A 16,740-nucleotide genomic window follows, 5' to 3' on the forward strand; every position below is an offset into this window, starting at 1 on the left:
CAGGTGGAGCGGTCACTCTGCCGAGAACTGGACCGTGTGCCAGCCCGAGGCGCCGTCCGGAACGGTGTCCGCGCGTTCTTCCGTCTGGACGCCGTCCGGGTCATAGGCCCGTGAACGGATCCGGTGTGAACCGGACTCAAGCTGCACCTCGTGTGTCCACTGCCGCCAGGTGTCCACTGTGTACTCGGCGGCCAGGGTGGCTTCTTCCCAGGGTCCGTCGTCGACCTGTACTTCCACCCTGTCGATCCCGCGGTTCTGCGCCCAGGCGGTGCCGCCGACCCGGAGCGCTCCGGCGGGGATCTTCGCGAAGGCACGCGGAACGGCTACACGGGACTGCGTCTTGATGGGACCGCGCTCGGACCACCCGCGGTCGGTCCAGTACGCCGTGGCATCGGCGAACCGGGTCACCTCAAGGTCCACTACCCACTTGGTCGCCGAGACGTACCCGTACAGCCCGGGGACCACCATTCGGACCGGGTAGCCGTGTTCGAGCGGAAGCGGCTCGTCATTCATGGCGACGGCGAGAATGGCGTCGCGGTCGTCCTGCAGGATGGGCAGGGGAGTGGAAGCGCTGAAGCCGTCGGTGCTCGTGGACAGGACCATGTCCGCGCCCTCTGTCGGGCGGGCGCGTTCGAGGAGCTTGCGGATCGGGTAGCCGAGCCATTTGGCGTTGCCAACCAGGTCCCCGCCGATCGGGTTGGACACGCAGGTGAGGGTGATGTGCCGCTCGATCAGTGCCGAGTCCAGCAGGTCCTGGAAACCGATACGTACTTCCTCCTCCACCATGCCGTGGACGCGCAATTCCCAGGTGTCGACGTCGATGGCGGGCACCTGCAGTGCGGTGTCGATCCGGTAGAAGTCGGGATTCGGTGTGACCCACGGTTCGACCCCGTCAAGGTCCACCTCCACTCCGGCCGGGACCGGCATCGCCGGGCTTGCAGGCGCCGGGAACCTCAGGCGCTCGCGGGCTACGTTTACGGTGTTGCGGATTCCGCTGACTGCTGCGCCTCCCGCTGCTGTGGCTGCGGCAACGACGGCAGTGATCCCCGCGGCGGCGAAGAATCCTCGCCTGCTGACGCTACCTCTGTCCCGCCCGCGGACCGCATGAGCGGTGCTGAAGGCGCCGTCGTCGTTGGTCGTTGTTTCCGCGGCGGTGGAGGGCTGGGAAGCGTGCAGCTTCCGGATCATCCACCACAGCGCGCCCAGACCGGCCAGTGTGCCCGCAATCGACGGCACCGCGTCGAGCGGGGAGGCTCCGGCGCGGGAGACGACGGCGGCGGCCATCACTGCGCCCATCAGCAGGACACCCGCGACGCCGAAGATCCAGCGCCGCCAGGCCAGGTAGCCAAGGACGGCGGCGAGGACGATGATCGTTCCTGCCATGCCGACGAAGAGCGCGAGCTTGTCATTGGTGCCGAAGGTGTCGATCGCGAAGTCCTTCAGCCACGACGGCGTGAAGTCGATGAAGGTCGAGCCCAGCGCGATCAGCGGCGCGGACCGGGGTGAGAAGAACGCACCGATCAGTTCAGCGACGCCCAGCACCAGCCCTGCCGCGAGAATTCCGGCAAACATCGGCAGTACCGCTAGTGACGAGGCGCTGCGCCTGAACGTGCGAACGGTTTTCATACTGAGTGTTCGGAGAGAGCGAGTCGGAGTATTGGTGGTCCGGGACCAGCGTAATGCTTCATAGTGGTCCCGCGCAGTAGTTGGGCATGGGAGCAACCCAGTACCCTGAACTACTGTGAAGGTTCTTGTGATAGGCCCCGGAGGCCGCGAACACGCCATTGTCCGAGCGCTCCTGGCTGATCCGTTCGTGAGCGAGGTGCACGCGGCTCCCGGCAACGCCGGAATGGCCCAGGACGTACCTGTACACGCGATTGATCCGAACAACCCCGACGCCGTGACGGAGCTGGCTGCCCGGCTGGGTTCCGACCTGGTGGTCGTGGGGCCGGAAGCGCCGCTCGCCGCGGGTGTGGCAGACGCGCTGATCGCAGCCGGCACCCCCGTTTTCGGGCCGACGAAAGCCGCGGCGCAGCTCGAGGCATCGAAGGCGTTCGCCAAGCAGGTCATGGCCGCCGCGTCGGTTCCGACGGCGATGGCGAAGGTGGCTTCGAACGCCGCCGAAGCTGAAGAAGCGCTGGATTCCTTCGGCGCGCCGTACGTCGTCAAGGACGACGGGCTGGCAGCTGGCAAGGGAGTTGTGGTGACCTCGAACCGCACTGTCGCACTCGAACATGCGCAGGCGTGCTTCGACGCCGGCGGCTCGGTGGTCATCGAGGAGTACCTCGACGGCCCCGAGGTGTCCCTCTTCGTCCTCTCCGACGGCTCCACCGTGGTGCCCCTCGCGCCGGCACAGGACTTCAAGCGCATCTTCGACAATGATGAAGGGCCGAACACGGGCGGCATGGGGGCCTACTCGCCGCTGGAGTGGGTGCCCGCCGGATTGGTCGAGGAAGTGATCGAGCGTGTTGCGCAGCCCACCATCGACGAGATGGCACGCCGCGGCACCCCGTTCACCGGCGTCCTCTACTGTGGACTGGCGCTGACTTCGCGCGGGTTGCGCGTCATTGAGTTCAACGCCCGGTTCGGCGACCCCGAGACCCAAGCCGTGCTCGCCCGCCTCAAGACTCCTCTGGGAGGAATTCTCCTCGCGGCCGCGAAGGGCGAACTGGACACCGTCGACAACCTGAACTGGTCCTCCCAGGCGGCTGTCGCCGTCGTGCTTGCTTCTGCGAATTACCCCGATACTCCGCGCACCGGCGATCCCATCAACGGCCTGGCCGACGTCGCCGCCCTGGAGGGCGTGCACGTCCTGCATGCCGGCACTTCGCTCGGGGAGGACGGCTCGGTGGTGTCCGCCGGCGGGCGGGTGCTCGCCGTCGTCGGGCTCGGTGAGGATCTCTCCGAAGCGCGTGACAAGGCGTACGACGGCGTGAGCCGTCTTGATCTGGAAGGCGGCCAGTACCGCACGGATATCGCTGCGAAAGCTGCGCGCAGCGAGGTTGTTGTTTCGCAGGCAGCTTCAGTGACGGGCGAGGCATAGGCATGGCACAGGAACTTGCGGGCTGGCGGCACATCTACTCGGGTAAGGTGCGGGATCTTTACGAGCCGGAAACGGGTGAGGACGATCGCGTGCTGGTGGTCGCCAGTGACCGGATCAGCGCCTACGACTACGTGCTGTCCTCCGAAATCCCGGACAAGGGACGGGTGCTGACGCAGCTGAGCCTCTGGTGGTTCGAGCAACTGTCCGGTATCCCCAACCACGTCCTGTCCACCGACGTTCCCGCCGAGGTTGCCGGGCGGGCCATGATCTGCCAGCGGCTGGAGATGTACCCCGTCGAGTGCATCGCCCGCGGGTACCTGACCGGCACGGGTTTGCTGGAGTACAAATCGTCGGGGACGGTGTGTTCGCTGCCGTTGCCCGAAGGTTTGGTGGACGGCTCGCGGTTGGAGGAGCCGCTGTTCACGCCGTCGGCCAAGGCGGAGGTAGGCGAGCACGACGAGAACATCAGCTACGACGCCGTCGTCATGATGGTGGGGGATGACCTGGCGGCCAAGCTGCGCTCCCTCACGCTCGACATCTACTCCCGGGCGGAGTCCATCGCGCGGGATCGGGGGATCATCCTCGCGGACACCAAGGTGGAGTTCGGGATGTCCCGCACGGGAGAAGTGACCCTCGGGGACGAGGTGCTGACGCCGGATTCGTCGCGTTTCTGGGACGCTGCGCTGTACTCGCCGGGCAAGGCGCAGCCGTCCTTTGACAAGCAGTTTGTGCGCGACTGGCTCACGTCCGACGACGCCGGCTGGGACCGCGTCTCCGAACCGCCCGCGCTGCCGGTCGACGTGGTTGAGAAGACCCGGGCCCGGTACATCGAGGCCTATGAGCGGCTGACGGGCGAGAAGTTCGTCTAGATCGTTCCGGAGACAGTGTTCCGGAAACACAAAAGGTGCCCGCACCAGCGGGCACCTTTTTCTGTGTCGGGGTGACAGGATTTGAACCTGCGGCCTCGTCGTCCCGAACGACGCGCGCTACCAAGCTGCGCCACACCCCGATGTCTTCCGCACCATAAACCTGCGAAAGCAACCTCTCAAGGATAACGGAGAAAGTCGCCAGTTACGAACTTACGCCAACTAGCCGACGGCAGAAACAGAACTAGACCAGCGAGTCCCGCCAGGCAGCGTGCAACGTGGCGAATCGGCCGTTACCAGTGATGAGGTCGGCCGGCGTCCCGTCCTCGACCACGGTGCCGTCGTGCACCACCAGAACGCGGTCGGCAATCTCCACCGTCGAGAGCCGGTGGGCAATGATGAGCGCGGTCCGGTTGCCCAGCAGCTTCTGCAGGCCCTGCTGGACCAGCCGCTCGCTCGGGATATCCAGAGACGACGTCGCCTCATCCAGGATCAGCACTGCCGGATCGGCAAGGAAGGCCCGGGCGAAGCTGATGAGCTGCCGCTGCCCGGAGGAGACCCGTCCGCCGCGCTTGTTCACATCGGTGTCATAGCCCTCGGGCAGCGAGGTGATGAACTCGTGTGCTCCCACCGACCTGGCCGCGGCCTCGATCTCCTCCCGGCTCGCCTCGGGCTTGCCGAGAGCGATGTTGTCCGCCACGCTGCCGCTGAACAGGAACGCCTCCTGGGTGACCATGACGACGGCGCGGCGCAGGTCCGCCGGCGCGAGCTCGCGGAGGTCGACGCCGTCGAGCGTGACGCGTCCGGTCGAAACGTCATAGAACCGGGCGATCACCTTGGCAAGCGTCGACTTTCCAGCACCGGTCTGTCCGACGAGTGCAACCGTCTGACCGGCGGGGATGGTGAGGTCCATGCGGGGAAGGATGACCGGGCCATCCCCGTAACGGAACTCGACGCCGTCGAACTCGATCCTGCCCTGTGCGTTCTTCAGGGATACCGGGTTCTTCGGAGGACGCACGGTCGGTACTTCCTCGAGCAGCCCGGATACCTTCTCGAGGGCTGCGGCAGCCGACTGGAAGGAGTTGTAGAACATCGCCATCTGGTCCACTGGCTGGAAAAAGCGCTTGCTGTAGAGAAGCAGGGCCAGCAGCGCGCCGATCTCCAGGGACCCCCCGAGGACGCGGAAACCGCCGAACAGCAGCACCGCAGCGACGGTCACGTTGCCGATCAGCACCAGGCCCGGCTGGAAGACACCGTTGAGGTTGATCGAGCGCACCGTCACACGGCGGTAGTCCTCGGCGAGTTCGTCGTAGCGGTCTGCGTTGACCTTCTCCCGGCGGAAGGCCTTCACGGCGCGAATGCCGGTCATGGTCTCGATGAAGTGGACGATCAGCTTGGCCGAGACCACCCGCGACGACCGGTACGCGATCTGGGAATGCTTCTGGTACCAGCGGGCCAGGAACGTCATTGGAATGGCCGCGACGAGGATCAGCAGTCCGGTGGGCCAGTCGAGCACAAAGATGGTGACGGCGGTGAACGCCATGTACATCACGCCGGAAGCCAGCGAGCTCACACCGGAATCGAGCAGTTCGCGCAGCGCCTCGAGGTCCGAGGTCTGCCGCGAGATGATGCGGCCCGACGTGTACTTCTCGTGGAACTCGAGGCTCAACCGCTGCGTGTGCCGGAAGACGCGCAGGCGCAGATCCAGCAGCATCTCCTGGCTCAGCCTTGCTGCCGCGAGGACATAACCGGCGGTGAGCGTTGCCGCCAGCACGGCCGCCACAAGGTAGGTGATGCCCGTGACCCAGAGCAGCGCGGAGTCTCCCTGCAGCAGGGAGGGGAGCGCGTGGTCGATACCGAAAGCGATGATGGCGGGTCCGGCCACCCGGGCAATCTGCGAAAAGACCACCAGGAATGCGGTCCAGATGAACTGCCTGCGGTTGGGACGGATCAGCGATCCGAGGAGCTTGAAGGACCGCGACCGCACCGACTTGTTCTGTGCCCGGTCGAGCATCACCTCGTCTTCGTTGTGGACTCCGGAGGAAATGCCCGACGACGACGGCGACTTGGATCTGTCCGGCTTCGGTGAGGTACTCATGCGCGGGCCTCCTGGTCTTTGTGCTCCAGCTCTTCCAGCTCGCTGTCCAGATCCACCGGCTCCTCGCTCAGGCTCGCGATGACGTAGCGGTAGTGGTCACTGCGCGCCAGCAGTTCGGTGTGGCTGCCGACGTCCGCGATGCGTCCGTTCTCCATCAGGGCCACCCGGTCGGCTAGTGCAACGGTCGAGGGGCGATGCGCCACGATCAGCGTTGTGGTGTCGGCGAGGACTTCGCGCAGCCGTTCCTCAACCAGTTCCTCGGTGCGCACGTCCAGCGCGGACAGCGGGTCGTCGAGGACCAGCACCTTCGGTTTGGCAGCGATGGCCCGGGCGAGCGCGAGCCGCTGCCGCTGCCCGCCGGAGAGGCTCAGACCTTCTTCACCGATCAGGGTATCGACACCGTCGGGAAGGGAATACACGAAGTGGGCCTGAGCCACGTCAAGGGCCTCGGCGAGGATTGCCTCGGCGTCGCCGTCGTTCTTCGCATCCGCACCCATCAGCACATTTTCGCGGACCGAGTTTGAGAACAGCGTGGTGTCCTCAAAGGCCACTGCCACGTGCCGGCGAAGTTCATCAAGGGTGAGCTTGCGTAGGTTGATTCCATCGATCCGGATGGCACCGCCGGTGACGTCGTAGAGCCGGGGGACCAGCTGGAGCAGGGTGCTCTTGCCGCAACCGGTCACACCCACCAGCGCCATGGTTTCGCCGGCTCTCAGTGTGAGGTTGACGCCGTCGATGACGGAGGTGGACGTGTCCTCGGCGTCGGGATAGCGGAAATGAACGTCGTCGAAGGTTACCTCTCCACGCGGATCATGCAGGACCCGCGGATCGGGAGGGTCGGTGATGGTGTTCTCGGCCTCCATGACCTCGTAGTGCCGGTCAATCGCCGTCTTGGCGGTGAACGTCATGGCAAGCAGAGGGCCGATGAACTCGACGCGTCCTGCGACCACGCCGGCGGTTGCAAAGAAGGCGACGAGGCCACCGATGCTGACATCACCATTCACAGCCAGGAGGATGCCCGTCACCAGCGAAGCACCGAGTGCCAGCTCCGGCAGCAGCGTGACGATGAGCGAGAACGTTGCCAGGCTCCTGGCCTTATGGATCTCGGTCTCACGCAGCTCCTCGGCCTGGTCGCTGAACGCGTCGAGGGCCTCCCTGCTCCGCCCGAAGGCCTTCAGCACGCGGATACCGTGGACTGATTCCTCCACCGTGGTGGCCAGATCACCGGCCTGATCCTGACTCTTGCGCGAAACCCGGCTGTAGGAGGTGCGGAACCGGAACCCGTAGATCATCACGGGGATCGCGGCCGTGAGGAAAATCAGCGCCAGGAGCCAGCTCATGAAGAACATGATGGCCACGCCTGCAGTCACCGTCAGAGCGTCGACCACGAGCATGATGGCGCCGAATGCCATCCACCGCCGCATGAGGTTCAGGTCGGTCATCGCGCGGGAAAGCAGCTGACCGCTTCCCCAACGGTCATGGAAAGCCACCGCGAGGTTCTGCAGATGCCGATAGAACGACGTGCGCAGGTTGGTTTCGACGGTAGTGGCGGGATTGATGACGAAGAACCGCCGCAGCGCAACAAACGCAGCTTCGAGCACGCCGAGCAGGAGAACGATTCCGGACGCAATCCATACGGTCGAGGTGGACTGCCCTTCAGCGAGGGCGTCGTTGACGAGGACGCGGAACACCTGCGGGATGGCTAGGACCATGATGCTGGCGCCGAGCGCGGCGAAAAGCCCGAGAACCAGTCGCGGAATGATCGGTTTCAGGTGCGGGTACAGTCGGTTGAGAGACTCCCACAGCGTTGTTTGCGTCGGCATGCTCTTCCCTCGAAACTCGAAGATACGAGGGAGCCGATAATTTCGTGTCCCCCAGCAACAATCCTATGTTAGACCGTGCTTGACGCGCGTCAGGGGTGCCGGTGGGTACCTGGCACTCAGCGAGACGTGAGCGTCAGCAATACTGCTTCGGGGCGGCACGCGAAACGGACTGGTGCAAACCGCGACGTTCCGATGCCGGCGGAAACATTCAGCGGGACAGACCTGCCATTGTTCTCCCACCGGGTCAGGCCCCGCGCACGCCAGGTGGGCAGGTCACAGTTGCTCACGAGCGCGCCGTACCCGGGCAGGCATACCTGTCCGCCGTGTGTGTGACCGGCCAGGATCAGATCCGCTCCGCCATTGGTGAAAGTGTCGAGGACGCGCTGGTACGGGGCATGCGCGACGCCGACACGGAGATGCGGTGCCTCGGCTGCCGTGCTGCTTCCCGAGGGGAACCCGACAAACCTGTCCCGATTCAGGTGCGGATCATCGACGCCGCTGAGATCGAGGCGCACTCCGCGGACAGCGACTGACTGCGACCTGTTTGTGAGATCAACCCAGCCGGCAGCGCCAAACCGTGCGAACATCTGCTGCCAGGGCAGTTCCTTCCGTGGCTTGCTTCCGTTGTGGGATGACGGTCCACCAAGGTACCTGAATGGATTCTGCAGGCTGGGAGCGTAGTAGTCGTTGGATCCGGGCACGAAGACACCGGGGAAATCCAGAAGGGGTTCCAGTGCGTCCAGCAGGGGAGTCAGGGCCTTGGGATGGCTGAGGTTGTCACCCGTGTTGACCACGAGGTCCGGCTGCAGTTCGGCCAGGTCCTGCAGCCACTTCGACTTTGCGTCCTGGCGGGGGACCATATGAATATCCGACAGGTGCAGGATCTGCAGGGGTCGACTGCGCGGGGGAAGGATTGCGAGGGTCTCCCTTCGGAGGCCGAAGAGGTTTCTTTCGACCAACGCTGCGTACCCTAAAGTGGCGACGCCGGTCGCTGCAGTCAGACCGAGCGTGACGGCAGCGCCCGTACGCGAACTCGCTTTAGTTGTCCCCACGATCAGCCGTTGCCTCCACCATTGCCGTTGTCGTTGCCATTTCCATTGTTGCCTGAATTGTTCGATGACTGATCGGGTCGCGACCGGTCCATTGGACGGTTGTCGGTCATGTTGGACGGCGGGTCAGCGAACGGTTTCGGCTTGTACGAACCCTGGAGCTGCTGCATGTAACGGGCCCAGGACGGCGCGGCAACGAACGCGCCGTCAATCTCCTCATACACACGTCCACCGATCTTCAGGGCAGACAGCGAGGTGCTGTTTTCCTTCCAGTTGCCAACCCAGCTCGCGGTGGCCATGGCCGAGTTGTAGCCTACGAACCAGGTCTGCGACCGGGCGTCGTTGGTACCGGTCTTGCCTGCCATCGGAACGTCACCGAATTCAAGCAGCTGACCTGAGCCGCGCTCCATCACTTCCTGGGTGGCGTAGTTGACGCCGCGAGCCAGTTCCTTGGGGATAACCTGCTCGCACTTGGGCTGCGGTACCGGGAACGTGCTGCCGTCGACGGCGGTGACCTCCACAAGAGCCAGGGGCTCGCAGGTGAGACCTTCAGCCGCGAGGGCGGCGAACGCCGTTGCCATCGACATGGGGGCAACCTCGCTGCCGCCACCGATCAGGGCAGAGGGCTGCACCTGCAGGGGTGAGTATTCGCCGCTGGCACTCTTGCCGTCATGGACGCCCAGCTTCGACGCGATCTCGAAGGGCTTGCAGAGATCAACTTGCTTCGCCGTGTACATGGTCACGGTGTTGTAAGACTGTGCGAGGCCTTCAAGCACCGTGTAGTTGCCGTAGTTGATATCGCCGTAGTTCTGCGGTTCGTAACCTTCGGCATCGGGAAGAACGTATTCGCCGCCGGGCAGGCAGCTGGCTTCCCACGTTTCTCCCTGCGGGTATTTCTTCTTGCTGCCGTCCACGACGGTGCCGAGGGAACGGCCATCCTCAAGCCAGGCCGCCACAACGAAAGGCTTGAACGTTGATCCGGGCTGATAGCCGCCGAGGCCGCCGAGGGGTCTGTTCGGATCTCCGCCTGCGTACTGGTCGACGTTGAAGTTGAGAACGGAGTCACCTGTGGTCTCACCAGGCATGAAGCGCGTGTTCTGTGCCATGACCAGAATCTTTCCGGTCCCGGGCTGCAGGCTCACCATCGCGTGGCCCACCGCAGGATCGGTGGTTTCCCGGTTCGCGGTCTCGTTGATAGCGGTCTGGGCAGCGGCCTGCGCGCGGGCGTCGAGAGTTGTCTTGATGGTGAGGCCGCCGCGGTACAGGAGCTTCTCGCGATCCTCGCGGGTTTCGCCGTAGGCAGGATCGTTGAGGACCAGGTGGGTGATGTAATCGCAGAAGTAGGGTGCCTGCTCAGCGCCGACGCACCCATTGAGGACCGGGGTAATGGCGAGGCCCAGATCGGAGGCGACTGCGGCGTCGTGCTCTTCCTGCGTGATCTTCCCGGTTTCAAGCATGCGGCCGATGACGAGGTTGCGGCGCTCGAGCGAACGCTCCGGGTACAACTCGGGGCTGTAGAAGGTGGGACCGTTGACCACTCCGGCCAGGAGGGCGGCCTGCTGGATGTTCAGGTCCTTGGCCTCGACGTTGAAGAAGTACTTGGAAGCAGCCTGGACGCCGTAGGTGTTGCCGGTGAACGGCACGATGTTGAGGTAGCCGGCCAGGATCTCATCCTTGCTCAGCTCCTTCTCCACGGCGATGGCGAGCTTGGCTTCGCGGATCTTGTCGCCCAGGGTCTTCTGACCGCTGAAGGTGATGTCCCCGCCGCTCTGCATGCTGGCGTCGATGAGTACGTTGTTGACGTACTGCTGGGTGATGGTGGAAGCGCCGCGGGTGGTGTCGCTGCTGATGTTGCTGATTGCAGCACTGATGATGCCCTGCAGGTCTACGCCGCCGTGGTTGTAGAACTCATCGTCCTCGATGGCGATCAGCGCATCCGTCATGTTCTCGGAGATCTCATCCAGCGTCACGGGCTGGCGGTTCTCCTCATACAGGGTGGCGATCTGCGAACCGTCGGAGGCGACAATCTTGGAGGGCTGCGCCAGCGCGCCGCGCTCAAGCTCAGCCGGAAGGTTCTCGAAGAACTGGATCGAAGCGGATGCTCCGGTTCCGGCAGCAGCAGCCACGGGCACCAGAAGGCCCGCAGCAAGCACCCCGCTCAATCCACTGATTCCAAGAAATGCAATGATCTTCCCAAGGGTGGTTGCCGTGTCAAAGAAAGGTGATTTACGAGCAGCCATGTACTCCAGTTTACTAGCACGCGCTACCCTGTGAGGCATGACCAAATGGGAGTACGCCACAATTCCGCTCATCATCCACGCAACCAAGCAAATTCTCGACCAATGGGGTGAGGATGGCTGGGAGCTTGTGCAAGTGGTGCCAGGACCCGATGGCAACGGCCTCGTTGCGTACCTCAAGCGTGAGAAGAACGCCTGATGACCAGCGCGAATGAAGCGGTATCAGCTGTCGAGAGCAGGCTCCGGGAGTTGGGGATCACCCTTCCGGCCGTGGCAGCCCCGGTAGCGGCCTACGTCCCCGCGGTAGTGTCGGGCAACTACGTCTACACCTCCGGTCAACTTCCCTTTATTAACGGCGAACTCCCAGCAACGGGCAAGGTCGGTAGTGATATAGGCGCGGAGCAGGCCAAGGAATATGCGGCGACCTGCGCGGTGAATGCCCTGGCCGCCGTGAAGTCCCAGATCGGCGACCTGGACAGGGTCAGCCGGATCGTCAAGGTTGTCGGGTTCGTCGCATCGGAGCCCTCCTTCACGGGCCAGCCCGGGGTGATCAACGGAGCTTCCGAGCTGCTCGGGCAGGTTTTCGGTGAGGCGGGCGCACACGCACGTTCCGCCGTCGGCGTCGCCGTACTACCATTGGATGCGCCCGTCGAAGTCGAAATTATCGCGGAGTTCATCTAGTTTCGTGAACCGTTCAAGCACCAGGCTGTTTCCCGTCCCGGACGATCAGCAGAGCGCCGCGCGCAGTTGGATCGATCACGGCGAGCGCACCCCCATGAAGCCGCGACCGGCGTCGTCGGTCGTGTTGATTCGTGATGCTCCGGCGGGCACCGAGGTGTACCTCTCGTATCGCCGCGGGGAGTCGCCGCTCGGGGTGGTGGCGTTCCCTGGCGGCAGCGTGGAAGAGAACGACGACGACCACATCACCTGGTTTGGTCCCTCGCCTGCTCAGTGGGCGGCGGCGCTTGCAACGGAAGACTCCCATGTCGCCCGGCGCTTTGTCGTCGCCGCAATCCGCGAGCTGTTCGAAGAGACCGGCGTCCTGCTGGCCGGACCGGATGCCTCGAGCCTGGTTGAAGGAACCCGCCATCCCCAGTGGATGGAGGCACGGGAAGCCATGGCCGCCGGTGACAAGACCTTCGCCGAGATCCTCGGCAAGCGCGGACTGGGCGTGCGCACTGACCTCATTAAGCCGCTTTCAGCCTGGCTCAGTCCCGACTTCGCGCATCGCCGCTTCGATACCCGGTACTTCGCGGCGGCACAGCCAGTGAATCAGGAGCCCACCCTGCTCGCGAGCAAGGGTGTCTGGGGGCAATGGCGATGGTCTGCTGAGGAGATCATGCAGCGGAACACCACCGCACTCGGTGACGAGATCGGCCAGCCGAATACGGTCGGCCGGACCCTGAGCGAGTTGACCGTTCCCGCCGTAGAGCTGATCCTCGAGAAAATCGGCTCCTCGCGGGGCTGCATCGCCTACCTGTCCCACAAGCGGCCCATGAAGGTGTACTCGCCCCGCCTGATCGAGGCGGACGGTGAGCCCAGGATAGAGGTCGAGTGCTCAACCGCTACGGAAGGTTCCGAGCAGCGCGGCCGGTAAGAACTCCATAACGAAGACGGCGGGTGGTCACCATGGTGACCACCCGCCGTCGTTGTAGAAGACCAACCGGGGTTAGCGGCTCCGCTGGCGCAGGCGCTGGATGTCGAGGATGACGACGGCGCGTGCCTCCAGGCGCAGCCAACCGCGCTGCACGAACTCGGCGAGGGCCTTGTTCACCGTTTCACGGGAGGCTCCAACGAGCTGTGCGAGCTCTTCCTGGGTCAGTTCATGCGCCACGAGGATGCCGTCGGTCGCGGGCCGGCCGAATCGGTCCGCGAGGTCGAGCAGGGCCTTGGCAACGCGCCCCGGAACGTCGGAAAAGACGAGGTCCGCGAGGGACTCATTGGTGCGGCGCAACCGGCGGGCCAGAGCCTGCAGCAGCTGGGCAGACACCTCGGGGCGGGTCTCCAGCAGTGCGCGGAGATTCTCGTTCTTCAGTCCTGCGAGGCGTGTTTCCGACACAGCCGTGGCCGTGGCGGTGCGGGGACTGGGGTCGAACAGGGCCATCTCGCCGAACAGCTCGCCGGGGCCGAGGATTGCCAGCAGGTTTTCGCGGCCGTCCTGCGCGGTGCGGCCCAGCTTGATCTTTCCGGAGACGATGAAGTAGAGCTGGTCGCCCTGGTCACCCTCCCGGAAGACCGACGCGCCGCGGGACAGATCCACTTCGGTCAGCTCGTCAGTGAGTGCCGCAAAGACCTCGTCGCCCAACGAAGCGAATAGGGGCGCCCTGCGCAGTACCTCGATATCCATGAAATCTCCTATGTATGATGCAAACCAGCCAGTTTCCCGTCTTTTCCCATCTTGCCGTACGCAGACACGTTGTGACACCTGCTACACGCGTGTTCGCCCTTGGGGTAGGGGAAATCACGCCGAGCCCTTCTCTGCGCACTGTCAGGCGGGGAACGTAGAATCGAAGCTCAGCAGGGGAAGTACCGCGCTTCCTGGGAGGGGAGTGGAGTGTTCGGCTTTACGCTCCTGGACATCATCCTGATCCTGATGTTAATCGGGTACCTGATCGCAGGGTTGAAGAACGGCTTCCTCGTTACCCTCGGAGGCATCATCGGCTTCGCAGCCGGTGCCGTTGCTGCCTTCTTCGCCATTCCGCTGGTAAGCGCCTGGGTGTCAGAAGACGCCTGGCGGCTCGCCGCGGTGATCGCCACCGCGTTGATCCTGGTCATCATCGGCCAGGCGCTTGGCGCCGGGTTGGGGCGTGCACTCAGCAGCAGGGCCGGGTCGGTGCCCGTGCGCGTCATCGACCGTCTGCTGGGCGGCGTCACCAATGTCGTCGTGGCCGCGCTTGTCATCGCCATGCTCGCGTTCAGCATCAGCACCATGGGTGTGCCGTTCCTGTCCCAGGCCATCGCGTCGTCGAAGGTGCTGGACAGTATCGATACCCTCACGCCGTCCCCGGTGCGCGCCTGGATGGCGGAGATCCGTTCCATCGCGGTCGCTGACGGGATTCCGACCCTCCTCGAGGGTGTGGCGCCGGCTACGCCCGCACCGGTACCGGACGCGTCCGTGGATACTCCGGAACTTGCCGCTGCCTCGCAGTCCGTCCTGCGGATTGCAGGTACGGCGTTCCAATGCGGCCAGAACCAGACCGGGTCAGGCTTCGTCGTCGCACCCGGCAGGGTCGTCACCAACGCGCACGTAGTCGCTGGTGTGAACCAGCCCGTGGTGGAGGTCCCGGGAGCCGACGCAATGCCGGGCAATGTTGTTTATTTCGACCCGGTGAGGGATCTCGCCGTGATCGCGGTGGATGGACTCGACCGCGCTCCGCTTGCGCTCGGGGAGGGGCTCGAGACAGGTGACACAGCCGCGTTTGCGGGGTATCCCGCCGGCGGGCCGTTCCAGATTCAGCCGGCTAGCGTCCAGAACCGGTCCGACGTGCTCGTCGAGAACATTTACGGTGCCGACCCTACGGCAATCAATGTCTATTCCCTCGCCGCCAACGTTCAGCAGGGAAACTCCGGAGGGCCGTTGCTGGACATGCAGGGGCGGGTTGCCGGCCTTGTCTTCGCCAAGTCCACTGCGGACGTCCCCGTCGGATATGCGCTCACGCTTGACGAACTCCGCCCCGTCGTCGAACAGGCAGCGGCCCTCAACGAGACGGTCTCCGCCGGGCAGTGCACCGAACGCTAGCCCCGCAACACCCTGTGACTGATCGGGACCCCGACCGCGTAACCAAATCGTGATGGCTTGCTGGCGGGAAATACTGCGAGCGTCATTACCGAGAGTTAGGCTCGTCACACGAGGTAACACGGCATGCCGTGCGCCACACGGACACAGTGACGTGTCCGCCCGGTACCAGACCACCAGGAGCACTTATGTTCAGAAGCAAAACGGCGCGGGGGACGCATCCCACAAGGACGCGTGCTGCCGCCTTCACTGCCGGCGCCGCAATCAGCGCCATGCTGCTCAGCGGCTGCGTCCAGAGCGAACGCGAAGAAGGCGGCGGTGCAGGTGCGGAGGGAGAGGTTGACTCGACCTTCGTGTTCGCGGCATCGTCCGACCCGGCATCGCTTGACCCGGCATTCGCAAGCGACGGCGAGTCCTTCCGCGTCAGCCGGCAGATCTTTGAAGGTCTCGTCGGTGTGGAGCCCGGCACTGCTGACCCGGCGCCTCTGCTGGCCGAGTCCTGGGAAACTTCCGAGGACGGACTCTCCACCACGTTCCAGCTGAAGGAAGGTGTCACCTTCCACGACGGTACCGAGTTCAACGCCGAAGCCGTCTGCTTCAATTTTGATCGCTGGTACAACTTCACCGGCCTGGCCCAGGCACCGTCGGTGTCCTACTACTACAACAACCTCTTCCGCGGCTTCGCGGACTCACCGGAAGCCGCTGTCTACGAGTCCTGCGAGGTAAACGGTGACCAGGAGGTCACGGTCACGCTGGCCAAGCCGTTTGCCGGTTTCGTCCCCGCACTCTCGCTTCCCGCGTTCTCCATGCAGAGCCCCACCGCGCTCGAGGAGTTCAACGCTGATGACATCGGCGGCTCCGCGGAGGCACCCCAGCTGAGCGAGTACGCGCAGGGGAACCCCGTGGGCACCGGACCGTTCAAGTTCGATTCCTGGAACGTGGGCGAGGACCTGACGGTTTCCGCGTACGAGGAGTACTGGGGCGAGCAGGGCGATGTCCGGACAGTGATCTTCCGGATCATTGACGACCCGCAGGCACGTACGCAGGCCCTGCAGGCCGGAACCATCGACGGCTTCGACCTCGTGTCACCCGCCGATATCCCGGTCCTTGAAGAAGCCGGCTACAAGATCGTTCCGCGCGATCCGTTCACCATCCTCTACCTCGGCATCAACCACGCCGTCGAAGAACTGAGCGATCCACTGGTACGCCAGGCGATCCACCACGCAATCGACAAGCAGGCGCTGATCGATCAGACGCTTCCCGAGGGCACGCAGCTGGCCACCCAGTTCATCCCGGACGTCGTGGACGGGTACAACGAGGACGTCACCACGTATGAGTATGACCCTGAGCGTGCGAAGGAACTGCTCGCTGAAGCGGGATACTCGGACGGGTTCGAGGTCCAGTTCAACTACCCGACGGACGTTTCCCGCCCCTACATGCCGACCCCTGAGCAGGTCTTCACCAACATCAGTGCCCAGCTGGAAGAAGTAGGCATCACCGTTACTCCGGCGCCCGATGTCTGGACGCCTGACTACCTCGACCGCATCCAGGGCACGGAGAACCACGGCCTGCACCTGCTCGGCTGGACCGGTGACTACAACGACACCGACAACTTCATCGGCGTCTTCTTCGGCCAGGAAAAGATGGAGTTCGGTTTCGACAACCCCGAACTCTTCGAAGCACTGGACGAGGCCCGCGGCATGACGGATCGCGAGGAACAGACCGAAATGTACGAGGAGATCAACCAGCAGATCGCGGAGTTCAACCCGGCGATCCCGCTGGCCCACCCGGCGCCGTCGCTGGCCTTCGCTCCGAGGGTGGAGTCCTACCCGGCGAGCCCGGTCAATGACGAAGTCTTCAACATGATCGAGCTGAACGAGTAACTACA

At 64.2% G+C, this 16,740-nt stretch carries 13 protein-coding genes and 1 tRNA gene; 7 read left to right on the top strand and 7 right to left on the bottom strand.

All coding sequences use genetic code 11. The annotated features are described in order from the left end of the window. Positions 1 to 12: 12 nt before the first annotated feature. The gene (locus AC5RTB_RS04960; RefSeq protein WP_494059975.1) at positions 13 to 1,626 is read right to left on the bottom strand and encodes a molybdopterin-dependent oxidoreductase; all 1,614 of its coding nucleotides are present in this window, start codon (positions 1,624 to 1,626) and stop codon (positions 13 to 15) included. A 115-nt stretch (positions 1,627 to 1,741) separates the two neighbouring features. Between AC5RTB_RS04960 and purD the strand changes: the two genes are divergently transcribed. Both purD and AC5RTB_RS04970 read left to right on the top strand, forming a co-directional pair. Next, complete coding sequence (purD, locus tag AC5RTB_RS04965; RefSeq protein ID WP_494059976.1) at positions 1,742 to 3,043, top strand: phosphoribosylamine--glycine ligase; 1,302 nt, start codon at positions 1,742 to 1,744, stop codon at positions 3,041 to 3,043. A gap of 2 nt (positions 3,044 to 3,045) precedes the next feature. Continuing rightward, positions 3,046 to 3,912 carry a phosphoribosylaminoimidazolesuccinocarboxamide synthase gene (locus AC5RTB_RS04970; protein ID WP_494059977.1) on the top strand — a complete coding sequence of 289 codons (867 nt, stop codon included), beginning with the start codon at positions 3,046 to 3,048 and terminating at the stop codon, positions 3,910 to 3,912. A gap of 66 nt (positions 3,913 to 3,978) precedes the next feature. On the opposite strand, the gene AC5RTB_RS04975 is transcribed toward AC5RTB_RS04970, so the two are convergent. The 5 genes from AC5RTB_RS04975 to AC5RTB_RS04995 form a co-directional block, all read right to left on the bottom strand. Next, positions 3,979 to 4,052: transfer RNA gene (locus tag AC5RTB_RS04975), tRNA-Pro, on the bottom strand. Between the two features lie 101 nt (positions 4,053 to 4,153). After that, positions 4,154 to 6,007, bottom strand: coding sequence for an ABC transporter ATP-binding protein (locus AC5RTB_RS04980; RefSeq protein WP_494059978.1), 1,854 nt, complete (start codon positions 6,005 to 6,007; stop codon positions 4,154 to 4,156). Continuing rightward, the gene (locus AC5RTB_RS04985; RefSeq protein ID WP_494059979.1) at positions 6,004 to 7,830 is read right to left on the bottom strand and encodes an ABC transporter ATP-binding protein; all 1,827 of its coding nucleotides are present in this window, start codon (positions 7,828 to 7,830) and stop codon (positions 6,004 to 6,006) included. Before AC5RTB_RS04985 ends, AC5RTB_RS04980 begins: the two co-directional genes overlap by 4 nt. 116 nt (positions 7,831 to 7,946) lie before the next feature. After that, complete coding sequence (locus tag AC5RTB_RS04990; RefSeq protein WP_494060404.1) at positions 7,947 to 8,888, bottom strand: metallophosphoesterase; 942 nt, start codon at positions 8,886 to 8,888, stop codon at positions 7,947 to 7,949. Beyond that, positions 8,885 to 11,119 carry a transglycosylase domain-containing protein gene (locus AC5RTB_RS04995; RefSeq protein WP_494059980.1) on the bottom strand — a complete coding sequence of 745 codons (2,235 nt, stop codon included), beginning with the start codon at positions 11,117 to 11,119 and terminating at the stop codon, positions 8,885 to 8,887. Before AC5RTB_RS04995 ends, AC5RTB_RS04990 begins: the two co-directional genes overlap by 4 nt. Before the next feature lie 37 nt (positions 11,120 to 11,156). Between AC5RTB_RS04995 and sp36 the strand changes: the two genes are divergently transcribed. The 3 genes from sp36 to AC5RTB_RS05010 are packed head-to-tail and all read left to right on the top strand — an operon-like array spanning position 11,157 to position 12,713. Then, positions 11,157 to 11,315 carry a Sp36 family protein gene (gene sp36, locus AC5RTB_RS05000; RefSeq protein ID WP_494059981.1) on the top strand — a complete coding sequence of 53 codons (159 nt, stop codon included), beginning with the start codon at positions 11,157 to 11,159 and terminating at the stop codon, positions 11,313 to 11,315. Further along, entirely contained in the window at positions 11,315 to 11,797 is a 483-nt protein-coding gene (locus tag AC5RTB_RS05005) for a RidA family protein (protein ID WP_494059982.1), read from the top strand. Before sp36 ends, AC5RTB_RS05005 begins: the two co-directional genes overlap by 1 nt. 4 nt (positions 11,798 to 11,801) lie before the next feature. Then, complete coding sequence (locus tag AC5RTB_RS05010; RefSeq protein ID WP_494059983.1) at positions 11,802 to 12,713, top strand: NUDIX hydrolase; 912 nt, start codon at positions 11,802 to 11,804, stop codon at positions 12,711 to 12,713. A 72-nt stretch (positions 12,714 to 12,785) separates the two neighbouring features. On the opposite strand, the gene AC5RTB_RS05015 is transcribed toward AC5RTB_RS05010, so the two are convergent. Beyond that, positions 12,786 to 13,463 carry a Crp/Fnr family transcriptional regulator gene (locus AC5RTB_RS05015; RefSeq protein ID WP_026544229.1) on the bottom strand — a complete coding sequence of 226 codons (678 nt, stop codon included), beginning with the start codon at positions 13,461 to 13,463 and terminating at the stop codon, positions 12,786 to 12,788. Between the two features lie 207 nt (positions 13,464 to 13,670). Between AC5RTB_RS05015 and AC5RTB_RS05020 the strand changes: the two genes are divergently transcribed. Both AC5RTB_RS05020 and AC5RTB_RS05025 read left to right on the top strand, forming a co-directional pair. Beyond that, positions 13,671 to 14,855 (top strand): MarP family serine protease, encoded by a 1,185-nt coding sequence (locus tag AC5RTB_RS05020; RefSeq protein ID WP_494059984.1) that lies wholly within the window; start codon positions 13,671 to 13,673, stop codon positions 14,853 to 14,855. A gap of 185 nt (positions 14,856 to 15,040) precedes the next feature. After that, positions 15,041 to 16,735, top strand: a complete 1,695-nt coding sequence (locus tag AC5RTB_RS05025; protein ID WP_494059985.1) for an ABC transporter substrate-binding protein — start codon at positions 15,041 to 15,043, stop codon at positions 16,733 to 16,735. Positions 16,736 to 16,740: the final 5 nt, after the last annotated feature.

Source organism: Arthrobacter sp. M71 S08 (assembly GCF_059089725.1).

Coding starts and splice junctions, on each gene's coding strand:
- AC5RTB_RS05025 (WP_494059985.1), top strand. CDS start 15,041: ATGTTCAGAAGCAAAACGGCGCGGGGGACGCATCCCACAAGGACGCGT.
- sp36 (WP_494059981.1), top strand. CDS start 11,157: ATGACCAAATGGGAGTACGCCACAATTCCGCTCATCATCCACGCAACC.
- AC5RTB_RS04960 (WP_494059975.1), bottom strand. CDS start 1,626: ATGAAAACCGTTCGCACGTTCAGGCGCAGCGCCTCGTCACTAGCGGTA.
- AC5RTB_RS05005 (WP_494059982.1), top strand. CDS start 11,315: ATGACCAGCGCGAATGAAGCGGTATCAGCTGTCGAGAGCAGGCTCCGG.
- AC5RTB_RS05015 (WP_026544229.1), bottom strand. CDS start 13,463: ATGGATATCGAGGTACTGCGCAGGGCGCCCCTATTCGCTTCGTTGGGC.
- AC5RTB_RS04995 (WP_494059980.1), bottom strand. CDS start 11,119: ATGGCTGCTCGTAAATCACCTTTCTTTGACACGGCAACCACCCTTGGG.
- AC5RTB_RS04970 (WP_494059977.1), top strand. CDS start 3,046: ATGGCACAGGAACTTGCGGGCTGGCGGCACATCTACTCGGGTAAGGTG.
- AC5RTB_RS04985 (WP_494059979.1), bottom strand. CDS start 7,830: ATGCCGACGCAAACAACGCTGTGGGAGTCTCTCAACCGACTGTACCCG.
- AC5RTB_RS04980 (WP_494059978.1), bottom strand. CDS start 6,007: ATGAGTACCTCACCGAAGCCGGACAGATCCAAGTCGCCGTCGTCGTCG.